15 protein-coding genes, 2 tRNA genes, 1 other RNA gene and 1 pseudogene are annotated in these 17,868 nt (G+C 36.0%); 1 reads left to right on the top strand and 18 read right to left on the bottom strand.

All coding sequences use genetic code 11. The features are described 5' to 3' along the window. Position 1: 1 nt before the first annotated feature. From rnpB to B9J78_01190, 4 genes are all read right to left on the bottom strand, one after another. Positions 2 to 359: RNase P RNA component class A (gene rnpB / locus B9J78_01205), an RNA gene on the bottom strand. A 27-nt stretch (positions 360 to 386) separates the two neighbouring features. Continuing rightward, entirely contained in the window at positions 387 to 1,088 is a 702-nt protein-coding gene (locus B9J78_01200) for a hypothetical protein (protein ID MBA2123552.1), read from the bottom strand. Between the two features lie 26 nt (positions 1,089 to 1,114). Continuing rightward, positions 1,115 to 1,191: transfer RNA gene (locus B9J78_01195), tRNA-Val, on the bottom strand. Between the two features lie 114 nt (positions 1,192 to 1,305). Then, on the bottom strand, positions 1,306 to 2,049 hold the full coding sequence (locus B9J78_01190) for a hypothetical protein (protein MBA2123551.1): 744 nt from the start codon (positions 2,047 to 2,049) through the stop codon (positions 1,306 to 1,308). 557 nt (positions 2,050 to 2,606) lie between these two features. Between B9J78_01190 and B9J78_01185 the strand changes: the two genes are divergently transcribed. Further along, positions 2,607 to 2,873 carry a hypothetical protein gene (locus B9J78_01185; protein MBA2123550.1) on the top strand — a complete coding sequence of 89 codons (267 nt, stop codon included), beginning with the start codon at positions 2,607 to 2,609 and terminating at the stop codon, positions 2,871 to 2,873. Between the two features lie 213 nt (positions 2,874 to 3,086). On the opposite strand, the gene B9J78_01180 is transcribed toward B9J78_01185, so the two are convergent. The 14 genes and pseudogenes from B9J78_01180 to B9J78_01115 all read right to left on the bottom strand — a co-directional run bounded on the left by B9J78_01180 (position 3,087) and on the right by B9J78_01115 (position 17,860). Further along, the gene (locus B9J78_01180) at positions 3,087 to 4,793 is read right to left on the bottom strand and encodes a single-stranded-DNA-specific exonuclease RecJ (GenBank protein MBA2123549.1); all 1,707 of its coding nucleotides are present in this window, start codon (positions 4,791 to 4,793) and stop codon (positions 3,087 to 3,089) included. Positions 4,794 to 4,884: 91 nt separating this feature from the next. After that, positions 4,885 to 5,508 carry a hypothetical protein gene (locus B9J78_01175; GenBank protein ID MBA2123548.1) on the bottom strand — a complete coding sequence of 208 codons (624 nt, stop codon included), beginning with the start codon at positions 5,506 to 5,508 and terminating at the stop codon, positions 4,885 to 4,887. Between the two features lie 86 nt (positions 5,509 to 5,594). Further along, complete coding sequence (locus B9J78_01170) at positions 5,595 to 6,191, bottom strand: electron transport complex subunit RsxA (protein MBA2123547.1); 597 nt, start codon at positions 6,189 to 6,191, stop codon at positions 5,595 to 5,597. A 147-nt stretch (positions 6,192 to 6,338) separates the two neighbouring features. Beyond that, a complete protein-coding gene (locus B9J78_01165) occupies positions 6,339 to 7,337 on the bottom strand; it encodes an aspartate-semialdehyde dehydrogenase (GenBank protein MBA2123546.1) in 999 nt (332 codons plus the stop codon). A 16-nt stretch (positions 7,338 to 7,353) separates the two neighbouring features. Next, positions 7,354 to 8,652, bottom strand: a complete 1,299-nt coding sequence (locus B9J78_01160; protein ID MBA2123545.1) for a 3-isopropylmalate dehydratase large subunit — start codon at positions 8,650 to 8,652, stop codon at positions 7,354 to 7,356. A gap of 48 nt (positions 8,653 to 8,700) precedes the next feature. Then, positions 8,701 to 8,919 carry a hypothetical protein gene (locus tag B9J78_01155; protein MBA2123544.1) on the bottom strand — a complete coding sequence of 73 codons (219 nt, stop codon included), beginning with the start codon at positions 8,917 to 8,919 and terminating at the stop codon, positions 8,701 to 8,703. Beyond that, a pseudogene (locus B9J78_01150) lies at positions 8,910 to 9,180 on the bottom strand (hypothetical protein). The gene B9J78_01155 and the pseudogene B9J78_01150 overlap by 10 nt, the downstream one beginning before the upstream one ends. Positions 9,181 to 9,232: 52 nt before the next feature. Further along, on the bottom strand, positions 9,233 to 11,053 hold the full coding sequence (locus tag B9J78_01145) for a hypothetical protein (GenBank protein ID MBA2123543.1): 1,821 nt from the start codon (positions 11,051 to 11,053) through the stop codon (positions 9,233 to 9,235). A 216-nt stretch (positions 11,054 to 11,269) separates the two neighbouring features. Then, positions 11,270 to 11,346 (bottom strand) — tRNA-Met (locus B9J78_01140). Positions 11,347 to 11,388: 42 nt separating this feature from the next. Beyond that, positions 11,389 to 11,664: a hypothetical protein gene (locus B9J78_01135; protein ID MBA2123542.1), complete on the bottom strand. Its 276-nt coding sequence runs from the start codon at positions 11,662 to 11,664 to the stop codon at positions 11,389 to 11,391. A gap of 154 nt (positions 11,665 to 11,818) precedes the next feature. Beyond that, positions 11,819 to 12,880, bottom strand: a complete 1,062-nt coding sequence (locus tag B9J78_01130; protein MBA2123541.1) for a hypothetical protein — start codon at positions 12,878 to 12,880, stop codon at positions 11,819 to 11,821. 14 nt (positions 12,881 to 12,894) lie between these two features. Continuing rightward, on the bottom strand, positions 12,895 to 14,415 hold the full coding sequence (locus B9J78_01125) for a hypothetical protein (GenBank protein MBA2123540.1): 1,521 nt from the start codon (positions 14,413 to 14,415) through the stop codon (positions 12,895 to 12,897). A 280-nt stretch (positions 14,416 to 14,695) separates the two neighbouring features. Further along, positions 14,696 to 17,158 carry a hypothetical protein gene (locus B9J78_01120; GenBank protein ID MBA2123539.1) on the bottom strand — a complete coding sequence of 821 codons (2,463 nt, stop codon included), beginning with the start codon at positions 17,156 to 17,158 and terminating at the stop codon, positions 14,696 to 14,698. 36 nt (positions 17,159 to 17,194) lie between these two features. Next, positions 17,195 to 17,860, bottom strand: a complete 666-nt coding sequence (locus B9J78_01115; protein MBA2123538.1) for an NAD(P)H-hydrate epimerase — start codon at positions 17,858 to 17,860, stop codon at positions 17,195 to 17,197. Positions 17,861 to 17,868 lie beyond the last annotated feature (8 nt).

Genomic DNA, 17,868 nt, shown 5'->3' with positions numbered 1-17,868 from the left:
AAAAAGGGGTTGTTTTATAAGCCGGATTCTGTATCTCATAGCCATTCATCTTGTCCCAATGTTACCACTGGGTTCATGCAACCAACCCGGAATATCTACCTGACTAAAAACAATCGTGAATAACGGCGGGCTCGCCTTGATATCCCCTATTCGGTCTTGCTCCGTGTAGAGATTGCCTCTTTTCACCCTCTTTCCCCATATTGGGGATGAGTTGTAGTCTCTGTGGCTCTAATCCTTATCTATCCCGGCATTCAATCAGTTGGAATAGACAGCCCTAATTTCTTAGGGTACACTGCCCTATGGAGTCCGGACTTTCCTCCCCAACTTTCTCAAGTCGGAGCGGCTATTTAACCAACCCCCTTATTTGAAATCAAATTTTTTGATTTTTACGCATATATTATACGAGAACAGTTTGGACAAAAACATATTTTATTGCTTATTTTTATGTCAATACTGGTCTGAACAGGAATATCCATTGAACATCCCTTGCAGGTATTTCCGATAAGCTGAACAACGGCTGTTCCTATGTTTGCTGAAATTTTTTTATATGCTAAAAATATCTCTCGTGGAATACTTTTACCTTTTTCCTCTTTTTCAGATTCTATTCGTAGAATATTATTTTTAAGAGCATTTATCTTTTTTTGTGCCAAATCTTCTTGTTCCTGAAAGTGTTTTATTTTTTCGTCTAATATTATTTTCTCTTCTTTTAATTTTTTATTGATGTTGTCAATGTCATAAAATATTTTTAATACCTTTTCTTCTATTAAAGAATAATCCGCTTTAAACCCTGATATCTGCTGCTGCAATATTGCATATTCTTTATTTGTTTTTACCTGGCTTAATTGCTGCTGATATTTTTTTATTAATTCATTTTTGTTTTCCATCTCCCCTTCTTCTTGTTTGGATTGGATGGTTATCTGTCTAAGTTCCTGTTCAATTTGCAGACAGACGTGTTTTTCTTTTTCAGCCTCCTGTTTTTGATTTTGCAACCTATTTGTCAATTCTAAAACCATTTTTTGCATGGAATCTATTTTAATATCAAATTCTTGTAATTGCAATAAGGCCGCAATTATTTGTTTTAGCTCCATTTAGAGTTTTCCTGCCATCTCTTTAATAGTGGGCGGTACCGGACTTGAACCAGTGACCTTTGCGATGTGAGCGCAACGCTCTAACCAGCTGAGCTAACCGCCCCCTGCAATTATACACAATATTATTATACACAGGATAGAGTGTGAAAATCAAGTAAAGAATGTATAAGTTATACACATATGAGACATATTATCCCCATTTAGAGGTTTTTTACTTCTAACAGGGTGTACCTATTCCTAATAGATAATCATAACTCTGTTTCAATGCTTCCATCATATCAATGTCGCAACTGTCAAGCTCTACAATCAACAGTTCGGCGTAGTCAGCAACTTCGAGAATAGGCGGGAAATCCATTTTTCCGGTTCCGAGTGGTTGCATTGCTGATGTCTTATCCCCCGGGCCGTCTTTAATGTGTAGGACCTTACCCCGAGGCCCAACTTCTTTAATTATATCAACGGGTTTCTTGCCTCCAACAAATACCCAGTAGGTATCAACCTGCATTAAAACTTCTTCTGGGGTATTGTTCATTAAAATCTGATAACCAGGTCGGCCGTCAACATCAAACATTTCCCAATCGTGATTATGGTAGCCCACCTGAATGCCGTGTTCTGTGGCATTGGCACTGGCTTTTGTCCAGATATCGGCCACCGCCCTGATTTTATCAACAGTTTTAAAGTCTTCAGGACAGCAACCACTAATAATATATTTTGCCCCAATTATCTGAGCCTCTTCAATAGCCTGGTTTTTGTCTTTCCCTATCGGCAATTTGCCGTGGCAGCTTAATGCCTGAAGTCCATATCTTTGGAAAATCTTTGCGGCTTCCGCAATCGTTGATCCCGGATAACCTGCGGGTTCAACATAACGGTACCCCATCTCAACGATTTTCCTGATGGTTCCTTCATAGTCATTTGCAGATTGTTCTCGGACACTATACAATTGAACGCCAATTTTAGGTGCCATTGTTCCTCCTTTCAATAAGTTGTTCTTTCACAAAAAAAACTTGTTTTTATGTCTAATGTGTGCCTTTTTTAATAAATTCAGTGGCATATTTTTAATACCTTGTGACACACTTTTCGGGGGTTGTTAAAAAAAGCCTGAAGATAATCCCATGAGGTTGCACACCTTTGGTTTCTACTTAGGGCGCCATTTGGGTAAAGCAGTTATGCTCACAGGCTCTAAATAGGGTCTTATGAGAAAAACTCATCACACAGACCTTACGATAATCTGTATTTATCTAAATTATAGTGTATTTTAAGCAAGGAGGCAATATGAAAATCAAAAATGGATTTACACTTATTGAAATTATTAGCGCTTATTGTTGTGCTTGCACTTTTAATATTTCCTGCTTTTAAGAAAATCCAGGGATACTATCCACTGTATTATATATCTTAGCAATTAAAAAACAATTTTTCTTGCTTATAAAATATTTTTAAGATAGAATATTAAAAAATATGCAACAAGGAAAAACCGTATTTTAAAATTTTTTATAACTAATGTATTAAAAATAGGAGAAAAATATGTCAAGGATATGCAGTATTTGTGGCAAAGGGCCGATGGCAGGAAGAAATATAGTAAGAAAGGGTATGGCAAAGAAAAAAGGTGGGGTGGGTAGGAGAATTGTAAGAGTAACAAAAAGGGTTTTTTTACCAAATGTAAGGAAAATAAGGGTTCGTGAAGGCTCTTCAATAAAATGGAAGTATGTTTGCTCAAAATGTCTGAAGGCAGGAAAAGTAGAAAAACCAATACCAAGACAAAAACAAGAGATTAAAAAGTCTGTTGTATAGCCGCCCCACCCAGAGGGTACCCGAAGGTGCAAACCCCAAATAAATTCAGAATATAACCCGCCCACCCATCCTTTCTGGCACCCTCTGGGTGAGGAGGGTGTTTTCCCCTACCTCCTACCTCTTATGCCTGTCGCCTGTCGCCAGTTACCTGTTGTTTATTATCTGTCACCTTCTCACCAGTCACCTGTTCTATGGGGATTGTGCTCACGGGCTCTAAAACACAGAGGATATTTTAAGGTCTATTATATCAATTTTTACGGAAGCCATATTTTCAATATATGTTAAAGATGCACCAAAAGCAATGTCCACACTTACAGGTGTTGAAACATAATGTTTTATATTTTGTAGTCTTTTTTTTATCGTTCCCTGATATACCACATTTCCATCTGTAAGCCAGACAATAGTTTTTCCATCCTTTGTAAGAGAGGATGCTTTTACTTTCAGGTTCCTTGCAACAAATATCGGTTTAGGATTGCCCTGTCCGAAAGGTTCAATCTTTTCCATTTCTTCTAAAAAGTCGGGTGTAATATCTTTTAGTTCAATGGACGCATCAACATTTATATTTTCTCTTAAATCTTCCAGTTTTAAGATATCAGATGCTGCTGTGTTTAATTTTGATTTAAATCTTGCAAGGTTATCCTTCTTTATGGCAATGCCAGCAGCGAAGGTGTGTCCGCCATATTTCTCAAGAACATCTGAACACTGGTTCAAGCCTTCTATAAGATTAAACTTTTCAATTGACCTTCCAGAACCTTTCCATATTTCTTTCTCATCACTGCATACAATTACACAGGGCCTTGAATAAATATCCACAATCCTTGATGCAACAATACCAATTATTCCTGTTGACCATCCGCTGCCCTCTATAACTAATGCATATGTATTTCTCAAATCTATTTCTTGTTCAATTCTTCCCTGCACCTCCCGTAGAATACGGTCCTCCTGTCTTTTTCTTTCCCTGTTTGCATCTTCTAATATCCTTGCAATCTCAAAAGCAGTCTTCCTATCTTCCGAGAGCAAAAGTTGCATTGCCTTGTTTGGATCGCCCAATCTTCCTACCGCATTTATTCTCGGTCCCAATATAAATGCAATATGCTCAGAGCGTAATGTCCTGCCTGTAAGACCGCTTGTGTTAATAAGAGCAGATATTCCATAGTCATTTGTATATTGAAGTTTTCTTAAACCGTGTTTTACAAATATTCTATTCTCACCAATAAGCGGAACAACATCGGCAACTGTTCCTATGCATACAATATCAAAAAATTCCTCAAGAACTCTGTTATCCTGCAAAGATTGTATTAGTTTAAACGCAATCCCGACACCTGCAAGATTGTCATCAGGATAAGAGCAATCCAACTGATGTGGGTTTATACAGGCAAATGCCGAAGGGATACCATCTTTAGGGATACAATGATGATCGGTTACAATAACATCTATTCCCTTTGATTGTAAAAATCCTATCTCATCTTTTGCAGATATTCCACAGTCAACGGTTATAATAAGTGAAATATCTTTTGCCTGTTCTACCTGGCAAGATAGTATATTATTCAAAAACTGTCTTGATATCCCATATCCTTCTTCTATCCTGTCAGGTATATACCAGCCTGCATTTACTTTAAATCTTTTTAAAAATTTTACAATAAGAGCGGTTGCGGTAATCCCATCTGCATCATAATCACCGTAGACAATAATTTTTTCTTTTTTTGCAATAGCGGTTCTTATTCTTTCTTTTGCTTTTTCTATACCGAGTAATTTTTCATGGGCATGAAAAGACGAGTATCTACAGGATAAGAATTCTTCAGCAGATTTCAGACTTTTAATATTTCTATTAAGAAGGATTTGTGCAAGCAGAGGAGATATTTGTAAGTTTCTGGAAAAAAGTTCTCTATCTTTTGAAAGTTCTTGTATAATCCATTTCATTTTTAATATTTACCTTTAAAGTCCCTTGCGCAATCCCGTGAGGTTTCGCATCTTCGGTTCTTAACTTTAAGCACCTTTTTGAATGGGCAAGTTATGCAACAGGTTCTTCTGAAGATTTACTGTTTGAAGCAATGCCACCTGAGATAATAAAATTTAGAGCCTCTTCTACACTCATTTCAGGGAATATAAGGGTGCTTCTTGGGACAAACATAAAATATGCAGTCAGTGGGTTTGGAGTGCTGGGGACAAGAATCCCCACAATATCCTCACCTACCACTTTTGAAGATGTTGGGGCATGATCACAGGAAAGAAAGCCTATTGAATAAATCCCTTTTCTCGGATACTCAACAAGCACCACTTTTTTGAGACTTGCCCTATGTTTTACGAAAAGAAAATCTACTACCTGTTTTGTGGGTGAATATATGTGTTTGACGCCTGGAAGATTTGAAAACCATCTTTCAACCCAGGATACAAATTTTTTACCAAGTATTTTGTGAACCACAAAACCAATTAAAAAAACTATTAGAATTGAAAGAAGAAGCCCTGTGCCAGGAATATAAGCTTCGTAATGTCTTTTTTCAAATAAAATCCTTATATATTTACCCAAAATCCCGTCAAAAAAAAGAAAAACGATTCGTATAATCCAGAATGTGATAATAACTGGAAGTATAACTACAAGCCCTGTTATAAAATATTTTCTAAATATCCTTAACATTTTTAACCCCCTGTATTTTATCTGCCCTTAACTTGTCTAAGGGGTAGACAGGTAGAAGATAGTGCGTCTAAAGCGTAAGCGAATTTTTATCTTGTAATTGGAATCAAACCCTGAAATCCCTGAAATGCAAGCGCCATCAGTCCTGCAATAATAAAGGCAATCGGCGCTCCTTTTAAAGACTCAGGAATATCTACAAGTTCCAACCTCTCTCTTATTGTTGTAAGAAGAACAATTGCCAGTGCATAACCGACACCCGCACCAATACTCTGAAACACACTTTCTACAAATGTAAGTTCCTGTTGAACATTCAACAATGCAACAAAAAGCACAATACAGTTAACAGTGATAAGCGGAAGATATATTCCGAGCGACTTGTACAGGGGCGGGTAAAACTTCTTAATAAACATCTCCACAAGCTGAACGAAGGAGGCTATAACAAGTATAAACGTTAAAATATTCAGAAACTCAAGGTGCGCGGGGACAAGAACAAAGTTATATACAGGCCAGGTAATAATGGATGCTATTGTTATAACAAATATAACAGCAGCGCCCATCCCAAGTGCAACTTCTGTCTTTCTTGATACACCGATAAAAGAACAAAGCCCCAAGAAACGGGAAAGAACAAAATTATTTACAAGTATAGCACTTAAAAATAAAAAAAACAACCTGACAAAAAATTCCATATATCCCCTCTATAAAATAAAGAAATGTCAAATGACAAATATCAAATGGCAAACATCATTTGTATCTTGGTTCTTGGAATTTGATTTCGGGGCATCCACAATAGTGGGTCGTCTGGTTTTTAAATTTTCTATGTGATATTTCCCTTTCTATAATTTTTCTGCTATCTGGATTGCGTTTGTTGCCGCTCCTTTTCTTAAGTTGTCTGCAACAACCCACATTACAAACGCATTCTTTACATCAGGGTCTTTCCTCATCCTTCCGACATAAACAGGGTCTTTGCCTGTTACATTTACAGGCATAGGATATGTGCCTGTGGAAGGCTCATCAAGAAGAACAATCCCTTCTGATTTTGATAAAATCTTTCTTATCTGTTCAAGGGTTATATTGTCTTTCGTTTCAAAATAGACTGATTCAGAATGAGCATTAAATACTGGAACCCTTATGGCTGTTGCATTTATAAACATATTGGGCTCATGCATAATCTTTCTTGTTTCTTTTACAATCTTCCATTCTTCTGTCGTATAATCAAGCTTGGTAAAACTGCCTATCTGAGGGATAACATTAAATGCAAGCGGATGAGCAAATGACCCTCCATCAGATAAAATCTTGTTTTTCAAAAGAAGTTCTTCAGATTGTTTTTTTAAATCCTCTATTGCCTTCCTGCCTGCTCCTGATGCTGATTGAAATGTGGTTACAACAATCCTTTTTACTCCTGCGGCCCTATGTATTGGATTTATTGCAACAACCATCTGTATGGTAGAACAGTTTGGATTTGCAATTATTCCCTTATGAGTTTTTATATCTTCCGGGTTGACCTCAGGAATAATAAGAGGAACACTATCTTCCATCCTGAAATCAGCACCGTTGTCTATAACAACTGCCCCACACTGGATGGCGGGCTTTGCAAATATTACTGCTGCGCCTTTTTCACCTTCTGTTCCTGCAAAAAATACTATCTCCATCCCCTTAAAAGCATCTGGTGTGGTTTCTATAACATCATATTTGTGTCCGTCAACCTCTATTGTTCTCTGTCTTCTTGCCATTACAACAAGTTTTTCTGTCGGGAAATTCCTCTGTCTTAAAACCCTTATCGTTTCTATGCCAACAGCCCCAACCCCTATAACAGCAACATTATATTTTTTCAATTCCCTTCCTCTAAGACTATCTCTTTATTTCCTCAGGGTCCGCAACCCTTCCAAGTATTGCACTTGAGATAGCAACTGCAGGACCTGAAAGTATTACCTCGCTTTTGGGATGCCCCATCCTTCCTACAAAATTCCTGTTTGTTGTTGCAACTGCCCTTTCACCTTCTGCAAGTATTCCCATATGTCCGCCTAAACAAGGACCACAGGTAGGAGTTGAAACAGCCCCGCCGGCGTCTACAAATATATCAAGAAGTTCTTCTCTGTTTGCCTGTCTGTATGTCCATTGTGTTGCAGGAATTACAATAAGACGAACATTTTTATGAACCTTTTTCCCTTTCAGTATCTTTGCTGCTATTCTTAAATCTGTAATTCTTCCGTTTGTGCACGAACCTATTATAACCTGATCTATCTTCATATTTTTAATTTCTCTTGCAGGTTTTACATTACTTGGTAAATGAGGAAGTGCAACAAGGGGTAAAAGGTTGTCTACATTGTACTGATGAACTTTTTCATATATGGCATTCTCATCACTTTTCAAATCAAAATTAAAATATCGCATAGTATCGCCGGGAAAACCATCCTGTTTTGCTCTTTTTAGTCCCTGTTCTAAATATTTCTGTGTAAGGCCATCGGGTGCTATAATCCCATTTTGTGCACCCGCCTCAACTGCCATGTTACACATTGCAAGCCTTTCTTCTATCGGAAGGATTTCTATTGCGCTGCCTTCAAACTCCATAGAACGGTCTAATGCACCATCTACTCCTATGTCACCGATTATACTTAATATCAGGTCTTTCCCACCAACCCATTTTTTGAATCTTCCTTTACAAATAAATTTTATTTGCTGTGGGACTTTTAGCCACACCTTTCCTAATATCATTGCACAGGCAAGATCTGTTGAGCCAACACCTGTTGAAAAACATCCCATCGCACCATATGTGCAGGTATGTGAGTCTGCTCCTACAACAAGCATACCGGGTCCAACAAGTGCAAGTTCTGGAAGAAGTGCATGTTCAACACCCATTCTGCCCACCTCAAAGTAATATCTAATCTTTTGTGTTTTAGCAAACTCTCTTATAATCTTTGTCTGCGTAGCACTTTTTATATCTTTATTGGGTGTGAAATGGTCCGGGACAAGAGCAATTTTATTTGTGTTAAAAACCTTTTTTGAACCTATATGATAAAACTCATTTATTGCAACAGGTGCCGTTACATCATTGCCTAAACAGAAATCAACCCTCGCAAGTATCAGTTCTCCCGGTTTAACATATTTTTTCCCGCTGTGTTTTGCAAGTATTTTTTCTGATATTGTCATTGAAACTTTATTTTCATCCGCTCATTGGTGGCATATTATTCCTCTTCCTTATGCTGTTTTTAAAATTTCTTCTGCTGTATAAAACCTTACTTTCCTGTCCTTTTCCTTTGTTTCAAATGTTTTAATCGCTGTCCTGTCTTTTAAATCTTCGTACATTCCCAGTAATGATTTTTTTAAAATCTTTGAACAGTCCTGAGCATAATACCTCCCCAATCGTTTCAAAATTTTTTCCTCCCGTTCATTAAACCTAACAGATATTATTCCCATTTTCTATAAACCTCCTCTCTTTTTGCGATGCTTATTACATAGTAATCATTTTTTTCCGTATAGAATATAGCCCTGTATTTATTTTTTTCTTAGTCTGTAGTAAATTCTGTTTTGATTTGATCTTAATCTTTTTACATCAAACAAATTCATATTGCCGGTTATCTCTAACGCAATAAAAGCATCGTTAAACAGTTGAAATACATCTTTGGAAATTTTACCTTTTTTAAAATTTCTCAAAACTTCATCTTCATATTTTATCATGTTTACATTGTATTACTTTTACATAATATGTCAAGAAAAATGCAATGTGCATTTACTTAAATTGCAGTTCGTATAATCTTTTGTATAAATCAGAAGATTCCATCAGCTGGTCGTGCCTTCCCACTGCTGAAATATTTCCGTTTTCAAGAATAACTATTTTATCCGCATTCTGAACGGTAGAAAGACGATGTGCAATAATAAAAACAGTTTTACCCTGCATAAGATTTTGAATTGCATTCTGAACAAGTTTTTCAAGGTAGCTATCAAGTTGAGATGTTGCCTCATCCAATATAAGTATAGGCGCATTTTTAAGTATTGCTCTTGCTATTGCAATCCTCTGTCTTTCTCCACCTGATAGGGTATATCCCCTATCCCCGACAAATGTATCATAGCCTTTTGGAAGACTTAAAATAAAGGAGTGTGCATTTGCTTTTTTTGCTGCATCTATAATCTCGTCCATAGATGCGCCCTGCCCGCCTGCAACGCCTCTGCCTATCCTGGCGGATTTTCCGAAAGCTATATTTACCGAAACCGTATCATTAAAAAGTATTGTTTCCTGTGTTACAACTGCAATCTTTGACCTTAAATCCGATATCTTAAAATCTCTTATATCAGTATCATCTATCTTGATGCTTCCTCCTGTAATATCATAAAAACGCGGGATAAGATGGACAAATGTTGTTTTACCTACACCACTTTGCCCTACTATTGCAACTGTTTCACCTACTGCTACATCAATGTTTATACCATTGAGAATTAATTCACCGTCGGCATAAGCAAATTGGACATTTTCAAATTTTATACTTTTTGAGATATTTTTTAAATCAATCGTCACATTTTTTTCTTTAACGGTTGGGACCTGGTCAAAAACCTCAAATATCCTGTTTGCAGCAGCAACAGATACTTGCGCAATACCATATATCTCGGTTAGCCTTTTGGCAGGTTTCACCATTGAAAGGATAGACCCTATAAAAAGTATAAACACACCAGCAGAGATATTTTGATTAATCACTGCTCGAACACCAAACCATAAAAACAGGGCTGTTCCGACCACAGCAATAAATTCGGTTGCAGGCCCTATAATTTGTGTTCTTTTAAAAGCACGCATAATATTTTTATAAAATCCATAGTTGTATTTTTTAAACCTATCTGCCTCAATCTTTTCCATAGAAAATGCTTGGACAAGTCTTATTCCTGATACTGTCTCAAAAAGAACAGAGTTTACATCCGCCATCTTCTCCTGGACTATAAATCCAATCTTTCTTAATTTTTTACCCACTTTCAGAACGGGAATAATAATAAATGGAATAAGAATTATTATAAACATTGAATATTCGGGGGATATAAAAAATGCAATACTTATAAATACCAGAAGTTGCAAACTCTGATATATAAAATCCATAGTTCCCCTGCAAATAAAATCCTGTATTATTGAAACATCATATGTAACCCTTGAAACAATCGTCCCTGTTTTTGCTCTGTCATAATAATCCAGTGAAAAACAGAGAAGTTTCTCGTATAAACTGTTCCTTATATCCTGGACAACCCTCTGGCTTGTTCCAAAGGTAAGATATGAGGATAAAAATGTTGTAGCATATTTAAAAAGAAAAAGCGATATAATAACAGGAATAAGAAAATTCAATATCTGCATAGGATGCAAGGTATTTATCCAGTCTATAATGTTTTGAAGATAAGGTGGAACAGTCCTTCCAATTATTATTTCTCTGTTATAAAGAAGTTTATCAAAAAGGGGAATAATCATCCCCAAAGACACACCTCCAAGCAGGCTTGATATAAACATAAAAATTATACTGAAAGAAAAAATTAAAAGGTGTGGTCTTAAAAATTTTAAAAGACGAAAATAAATTTTCATAACTAAGACCTAATAAGCCCCGGATGCAACCATTATTGCTCTTCTGTTACAATGAAATTATTATATCATTTTTTAATTTGTCAACCCTGTTAAAAATAAAAAATTTCTAAACAGGGTAGATATTAAAATTTTTTCAATCTAACAACATCAGACTATTGAATATATCATAGGCGTGAATAAATACAGGGGATATGATGAGCAAGGTTACTCTTTTTATGGTAGCGGGGGACGGATTTGAACCGCCGACCTTTGGGTTATGAGCCCAACGAGCTTCCTGACTGCTCCACCCCGCATCAGTATTATTAGTCTACACACTTTCTATAAGTTGTCAACTTTTATTTTAAAAATCTATCGTCAAAGAAAGTGTTAGAGATAATTTTATTAGAATATTTAAGGGGGAGTAAAAACCAATTTTCTGTATGCTGTATGGTTTGGTTGGGCTTTAAATTAAAAAGCGGACCTAATGTTTCAAGTTCCAACATCTTTGAGTTTGTATAGATTTCCAAGGAGCATCCATAATCAGGATACCGGGCATCTGCTTTATGTTTAAATGTTTTAATAAATATCCCGTTTTTATGGATGTATGCACCCCAGCCTTTATTTGCCATCATACCGAACTTAAAGGCAGATTCGGCTCAATACCTACCTTACCCACAATTTTTTACCCTCCTCTCTAAAGAAAATTCAAAAATCCTTGCCTACCGCAGGCAGGGAACCCTCAACACCTCGAACCCTCGACACTTTATCTACACTGTTTATTAGGCTTTATACATTAAAATGGATGTTCAGGATGTCGCCGTCTTCCAAAATGTATTCCCTGCCTTCCCTGTCCATCTTCCCTTCTTGTTTGACTTTTTGTTCAGTCCCAAGCCTTATAATATCATCATATTTTATAACCTCTGCTCTTATAAAACCTTTGCCCATACTTGTATGTATTAAAGATGCGGCATCAACAGCAGTTGAGCCTTTTTGGAGCAGCCATTGCGTTGCCTTACCTTCTCTAATTGTGAAAAAAGATATAAGATTCAATTCTTTCATGCACAAGCGGGTAAGAAGATGCAGGGCAGGTTCTTGTATGCCAAGAACATCAAAAAACTGTTTCCTATCTTTCTCTTCAAGAAATGCAATCTCGGATTCCACTTTTGCGCAAATCTGTATTCCTGTAAAATCTATATAAGTTCCCTTTATCGCTTCTAAAATCTTTGTATTTTTTATATCCGGTTCAGATACATTTAAGATAAAAATGATTTTCTTTAAAGTAAGAAACGGATAGCCGGCTATTATCTTTTTTTCCTGAGAATTAAAATTACAGTCTATAAGCAGTAAGGATTTTTCAAGATGGCCCTTGATTTTATTAAGAAATGCTCTCTCTTGCTGAACTGTCTGGTCTTTTATCTTTTTTAAATCCTTATCAATTCTTTCAAGTCTTTTTTCAATAAATAAAAGGTCACTTAAAAAAAACTCTGATCTTATAATTTCTATGTCTCTTCCGGGGTCTATTGAACCTTTTATATGACAAACAGAGTCGTCTTTAAATGTTCGTATAACACAGCATATAAGGTCGCTTTTGACAATGTCATTGATAGTCTGTGGATTGGATGAAAATCTTTCCTCTGTGTTTTGAAAGAGTTCTATTTTTATGGCAGGTCGGACACTTGTTTTGGGATTTAATATGCCCAATAGCACATCAAACCTGGGGTCATTAACCCTTACAGTCCCTTTTAACAGGGGTGCTGAAATATCCTTATCCTTGATTTCACACTCTGTAAGGGCCTGAAACAATGTCTTTTTACCTGCACCTGGTAGACCAATTATACATATTTTCATTTTAAGTATTCTTTCTACTTTTTACACATTTTGACATAACCAACAAATACAACAAGAAAAAATATCAGATAATAGATAACTATTGCCCAAGCCGGAAAATCAAACATAAGGTAACCAAATGGAATATGTGAAAGAAATTCTGCAATTTTACACATAAATAATGCAAGAATAGAAGTTGTTTCTCCTAATACACCTGCTAAAAAATTAGAAAATATGCTGAAAAAAAGTGCGGCAATACTTGTTGCAAGAAACAGACTTGCCAGAGGGATTATGATAATGTTTGCAATAAGACCGACAGGGGTTATTATGCCAAAATACATAGATATCACGGGCAATGTTGCAAGGCAGGCAAATGAAGATATAAAAAAAGACTGTGTAACATAAGATGTAATTTTTTGAAAAACACTTTTTATATCAAACCGCCATACTTTCTTAAAAATATGTGCTCCTATAAAAACACCCGCAAGAGACAAAAATGAAAGTTGAAAACTAATGTTAAACAGCTGTGACGGAGAAAAATATAATATAATAAGAAGTGCAGTACATAGTGATACCCAGACAGATGTTTCTCTCTCCATTGAAAGTCCTATCAGAAATATAACCCCCATGATACTGGCACGAATAACAGGCGGCTTTAAACCTGTAAGTATTGAATATGCTACCAGAAAAACCATAAGAACAATCCAGATAATTTTTTTTGGACATCTTGCCATATAGAGAAAATAAAGAAGTATAAATATAATTATACCAACATGAAGACCGCTTACCGAAAGTATATGTATGGTACCTGTTCTGAAAAATCCGAGCTCTACAGAAGAAGGAATATTTATTCTGTCTCCCAATAAAAGAGCAGAAACAAGAGCGGATGAGGTGTGGGATTGAAGGTTTCCAAACACAGGATCCGGAATAATATCTTTTATAATAGATTCTGCCCTGTTTTTAAGCCTAAGAGTTAATGCCACAAACTTATTTCCCCTGTCTTTATTTATAATATGGGTTGCATTTCTTGCTCTTACTTTGAATATTGATGCTGCGTTAAATTTTATACGATCAGATCTTCGTGTGTTTTTTTCTAATCTTCCTTTTATAAGAATCTCATCTCCATAACAGACCGTATTCTTATCTCCATATGCAATGACAATTATATTGCAGTTTGCAGTATGGTTTTCAATCTGTTGAACCCTCAATACATATCTAAATCTTGTTCTTCCAGTAGGTGTGTATGATACAACCGGCCTGCTTACAACAATGCCTCTTACAGAGACTGTTGAATGTTGAAAATTATTTAAAAATTCAACCTGTTTGTTAATCTCTTCATTCCATAATGAATATGAAGATGCCCCTGTAAAAAGACTTGCAAAAATCAAAACTATTGTGAAAGGCAAAGAAAGGTTTAATAGAAAGAAAAGTAAAACCAGAAGTGTAAGGGCAATGACGAAATACAGGGCAGAGTTAAAGAAGGCGAATGAACCTAAAAGAATTCCCAAACAAAATGATATAGCAATAACAACTATCGGATAAACCGCTATCCTCATAGGTTCATCTCTAAAAGTTTATGTATCTATTTTTATTTTTTTATCATTTTTAAAAAACGCCGAATATGAATCTATATCCTCCCACAGTACCATTTTTTATTACAGGGGGTCCGCAAGAAAAACTCATCAGACCTTAAAATCGGTGCCATTTTTCAAAAATCTGTGTCCTCAAGACTTACAACTCGGAACAACCCTGTTCCCATCAGGGATCGCTAGGCTTTTCCGCCTTGACAAAAGTCATTTTGAATATTAATAATAAAAAGCATGTTTTTTAAATTTATCATTTTTTAATACTTTTAATTTTTTCTATTCTTTCTTGCGCAAATTTTGATTCCGGCACATTTTCATTTACAACATTTTTATATAATTTAAGGGCATCATCAGTTTTTTGTTCGTATTCTAATATCTTTGCAACGCGCAAATATGCCTTTATCTTCCAGGACAAATTTTCAGGAAAAAGGTAAGGAATCCTTAAATATTCAGTAACTGCTTCCGCAACCTTTCCCATCTCTTCATAACAGGTGCCTATTGAAAAATGTATCTGCGGCAAAAAGGCTTCTTCAGCATTTTCCTGCGCCTTCCTGTAAGAAGCAATTGCCTGTGTATAAGACTTTTGAGCATTATAAACATCCCCCAATCTCTGCCACAATATTGATGACATATAGGCTTCGGGATATTTTTTGAGATGTCCAGAAAGTATTTTTATTGCCTCCTCATCGTTGTCTTTCTCTACAAGTATCCTTGAAAGAAGAAGCAAAGACCTTGAACCAGCAGGGCTTTTTGGGTTATCAGACACAACCTTCTCAAGGAAGGATACAGATGGTCTTATCTGATCTCTATTGTAGGATATAAGACCCAGTAGATAATATGCATCATACTTTAAATTTGAACTCTGATAATCCTGTATTATTGTTTTTAAGTATCTTATTGCAGATCTTGTATCGTTTTTTTCATAAAAATATTCTGCAAGCCAGTAAAGTATATCTGGAACTATCTGGGATCTTGGATATTCTATTATAAACTGTTCAAATTCCTTTACTGCGATATCCTCTTTCCCTGTCTGCAGATATATCCATGCGATCTGATACTTAGATTTCCAGCCTATTTCTTCAGATGAATAATTTTTTACAATATCTTTAAACACCACCAGAGCATCTTCATATCTGCCGTCATTATACATTGCAATACCTGTTTGGAACAGTGCATCCTGCTTAAAAAGTGTATCAGGATAATCTTTTAAAAGTCTGGAGAATGTTTCAACAGAAGCCCTGTAATTGCCACTTTTAAAATACGCTACACCTATTTTGTATAATGCTGACTGTCTATAAATACTTTTAGGAAAATTCACATACACACTCTGAAACGCCATAATTGAAGCCTCATACTTTCTCTGTTGATAAAGAACAATGCCTATCTGGTACTGTGCATAATCTGCCTGAATAGAGGTTGGATACTGTTTTAATACACTATCATATGCTTCCATGGCAAGTTCATATTCCTTTTTTGCAAGTCTTATATCACCAATCCTACACAAAGAAGATGCTTTTAGCATCACATCTTTTGAATTTTTAATGATAGAAACAAACCCGTTAAGAGCTTCCTTTTCTAAACCAGCCAAATACAGTGTCCAGTAGAGGTTATATTCTGCCTCATCGGTTCTGGGGCTGTATGGATATTTTTCAATCCCTAATTTATAATATGCAATTGCATCGGTGTGCATACCTTTTCTTGAAAGGTTATCTGCAATATCAAAGACTGCATCATCAGCCAGTTCAGATGATGGGAATTTTGTATAAAGTTCCTGAAGTTTTTCAATTGCAGCATCCTGTTTTCCTATAAGAAAAAATATTCTCCCCATCTTGTATAAGACCGAATCGGCAAAAGGCACATCAGGGTGTTCTATATATGCTTTCTGAAAATAGAAAATACTTTTTTCAAGATTATTTAACTTCCAGTATGCCCATCCTAAACCATAAAGAGAGGCAGATGCATAAACACCTTTTTTATCCATAGCAGACACTTGATAATTTTCAATTGCTTTACTATAATCTCCTTTACTGTATGATATTTCGGCAAGCCAGTAGTAAGAATTAGAAAAATTTGCACCCACAGGGAATTGTTCAATATACTTTTTAAACCATAGCGTGGCCTGCTCTTTTTTACCGGATAGATAAAAAACTTGCGCAATTTTAAATGTTACATCTTCTGCAATATGGCCTGATGGATTGTTTTCAAGCACCTTTTCCAACCTTTTTAATGCTTCATTATAATTTTCAAGTTCAACAAGATACCATGCAGATGCTATTTCTGCATATACAGACAAAAGAAAATTGGGAAACTCCTTTTTTAACCTCTCATAATACTGCATTGCAGTTTTATAGTTTTTATCTTTATAGTAAACCTCTGCAATTAGATATAATGCCTGTTCACTGAATTCATTGTATTTTTTTGATACAAGAAATGTATCAAGGATGGCAATTGCTTCTTTTGTTCTGCCAAGATTTAGATAAGACCGAGCAAGAAGAATATTTACCTCTTTGATGCGTTTACTACTGGGATATTTACTAATGAAGGTATTTATTTGATTGACAGCACTTTCATACAATCCATCATTTACAAGCTTTTCAAGAACAATAAAATTGTTTTCCTCCTCGTTTGCACAAAAACAATATGTGCTAAAGGAAAGGCTTACTAAAAAAATATAGAAAAATCTTTTTAACATAAATTTAAAGTAAAACTCCACGTTTTTTTACCTGTATCATTTTGGAGTCTCCGCCTCTTATTGTACCATAAAGGACGAAGGAAGAATGAGTCCAATATCTGCTACAACGACCTTTCCGGTGTAATACTTTGCCTCGGGATTCTTAAAACCAATCTTGGGATAGCCAAAGGTAACGGTTACATTTGCTTTGACGGCTTCACCAGCGCAGGGTTCTCCGGTATCGGCATCAAGACCACTTGGTATGTCCACTGCTACCACCGGTACGCTGAAAGCATTAATTCGGCCAATCAGTTTTACATAAAATTCATCCAGATACCGCCGAATACCTATCCCGAATATGGCGTCAACAATAAGATCTGGGGCAAATTTATTAAGGTTCTTCTCTATTTCATTAATGGTCGCAATCTTTTGAGATACCACACCTAATCTCGAAATCTTCCGGTGATGTTCTTCTGTTTCCGGGCTGAAGACACGATTCTTACCCACTAAAAATACCCTAATGTTATAACCTCGTCTTTTAATATATCTTGCAGTTACCAGGCCATCTCCACCATTGTTACCGTACCCGGCAAAAATAGCCACCGTTCCGGTTCTTATTATCTTCATTGCCTCTTCTGCCACGGCTCGGCCAGCGTTTTCCATCAACACAGATGCCGAAACGCCCTCCTTTTCAATAGTGTAACGGTCAATCTCTCTCATTTGTTGAGCAGTGACATATCTCATAAAATTAT

The sequence above is a fragment of the bacterium Unc6 genome, from assembly GCA_013626165.1.
In the GTDB taxonomy this organism is placed as follows: Bacteria; Omnitrophota; Gorgyraeia; order Velesiimonadales; family Velesiimonadaceae; genus Velesiimonas; species Velesiimonas alkalicola.
This window is presented reverse-complemented; position numbering and strand designations above follow the sequence as displayed.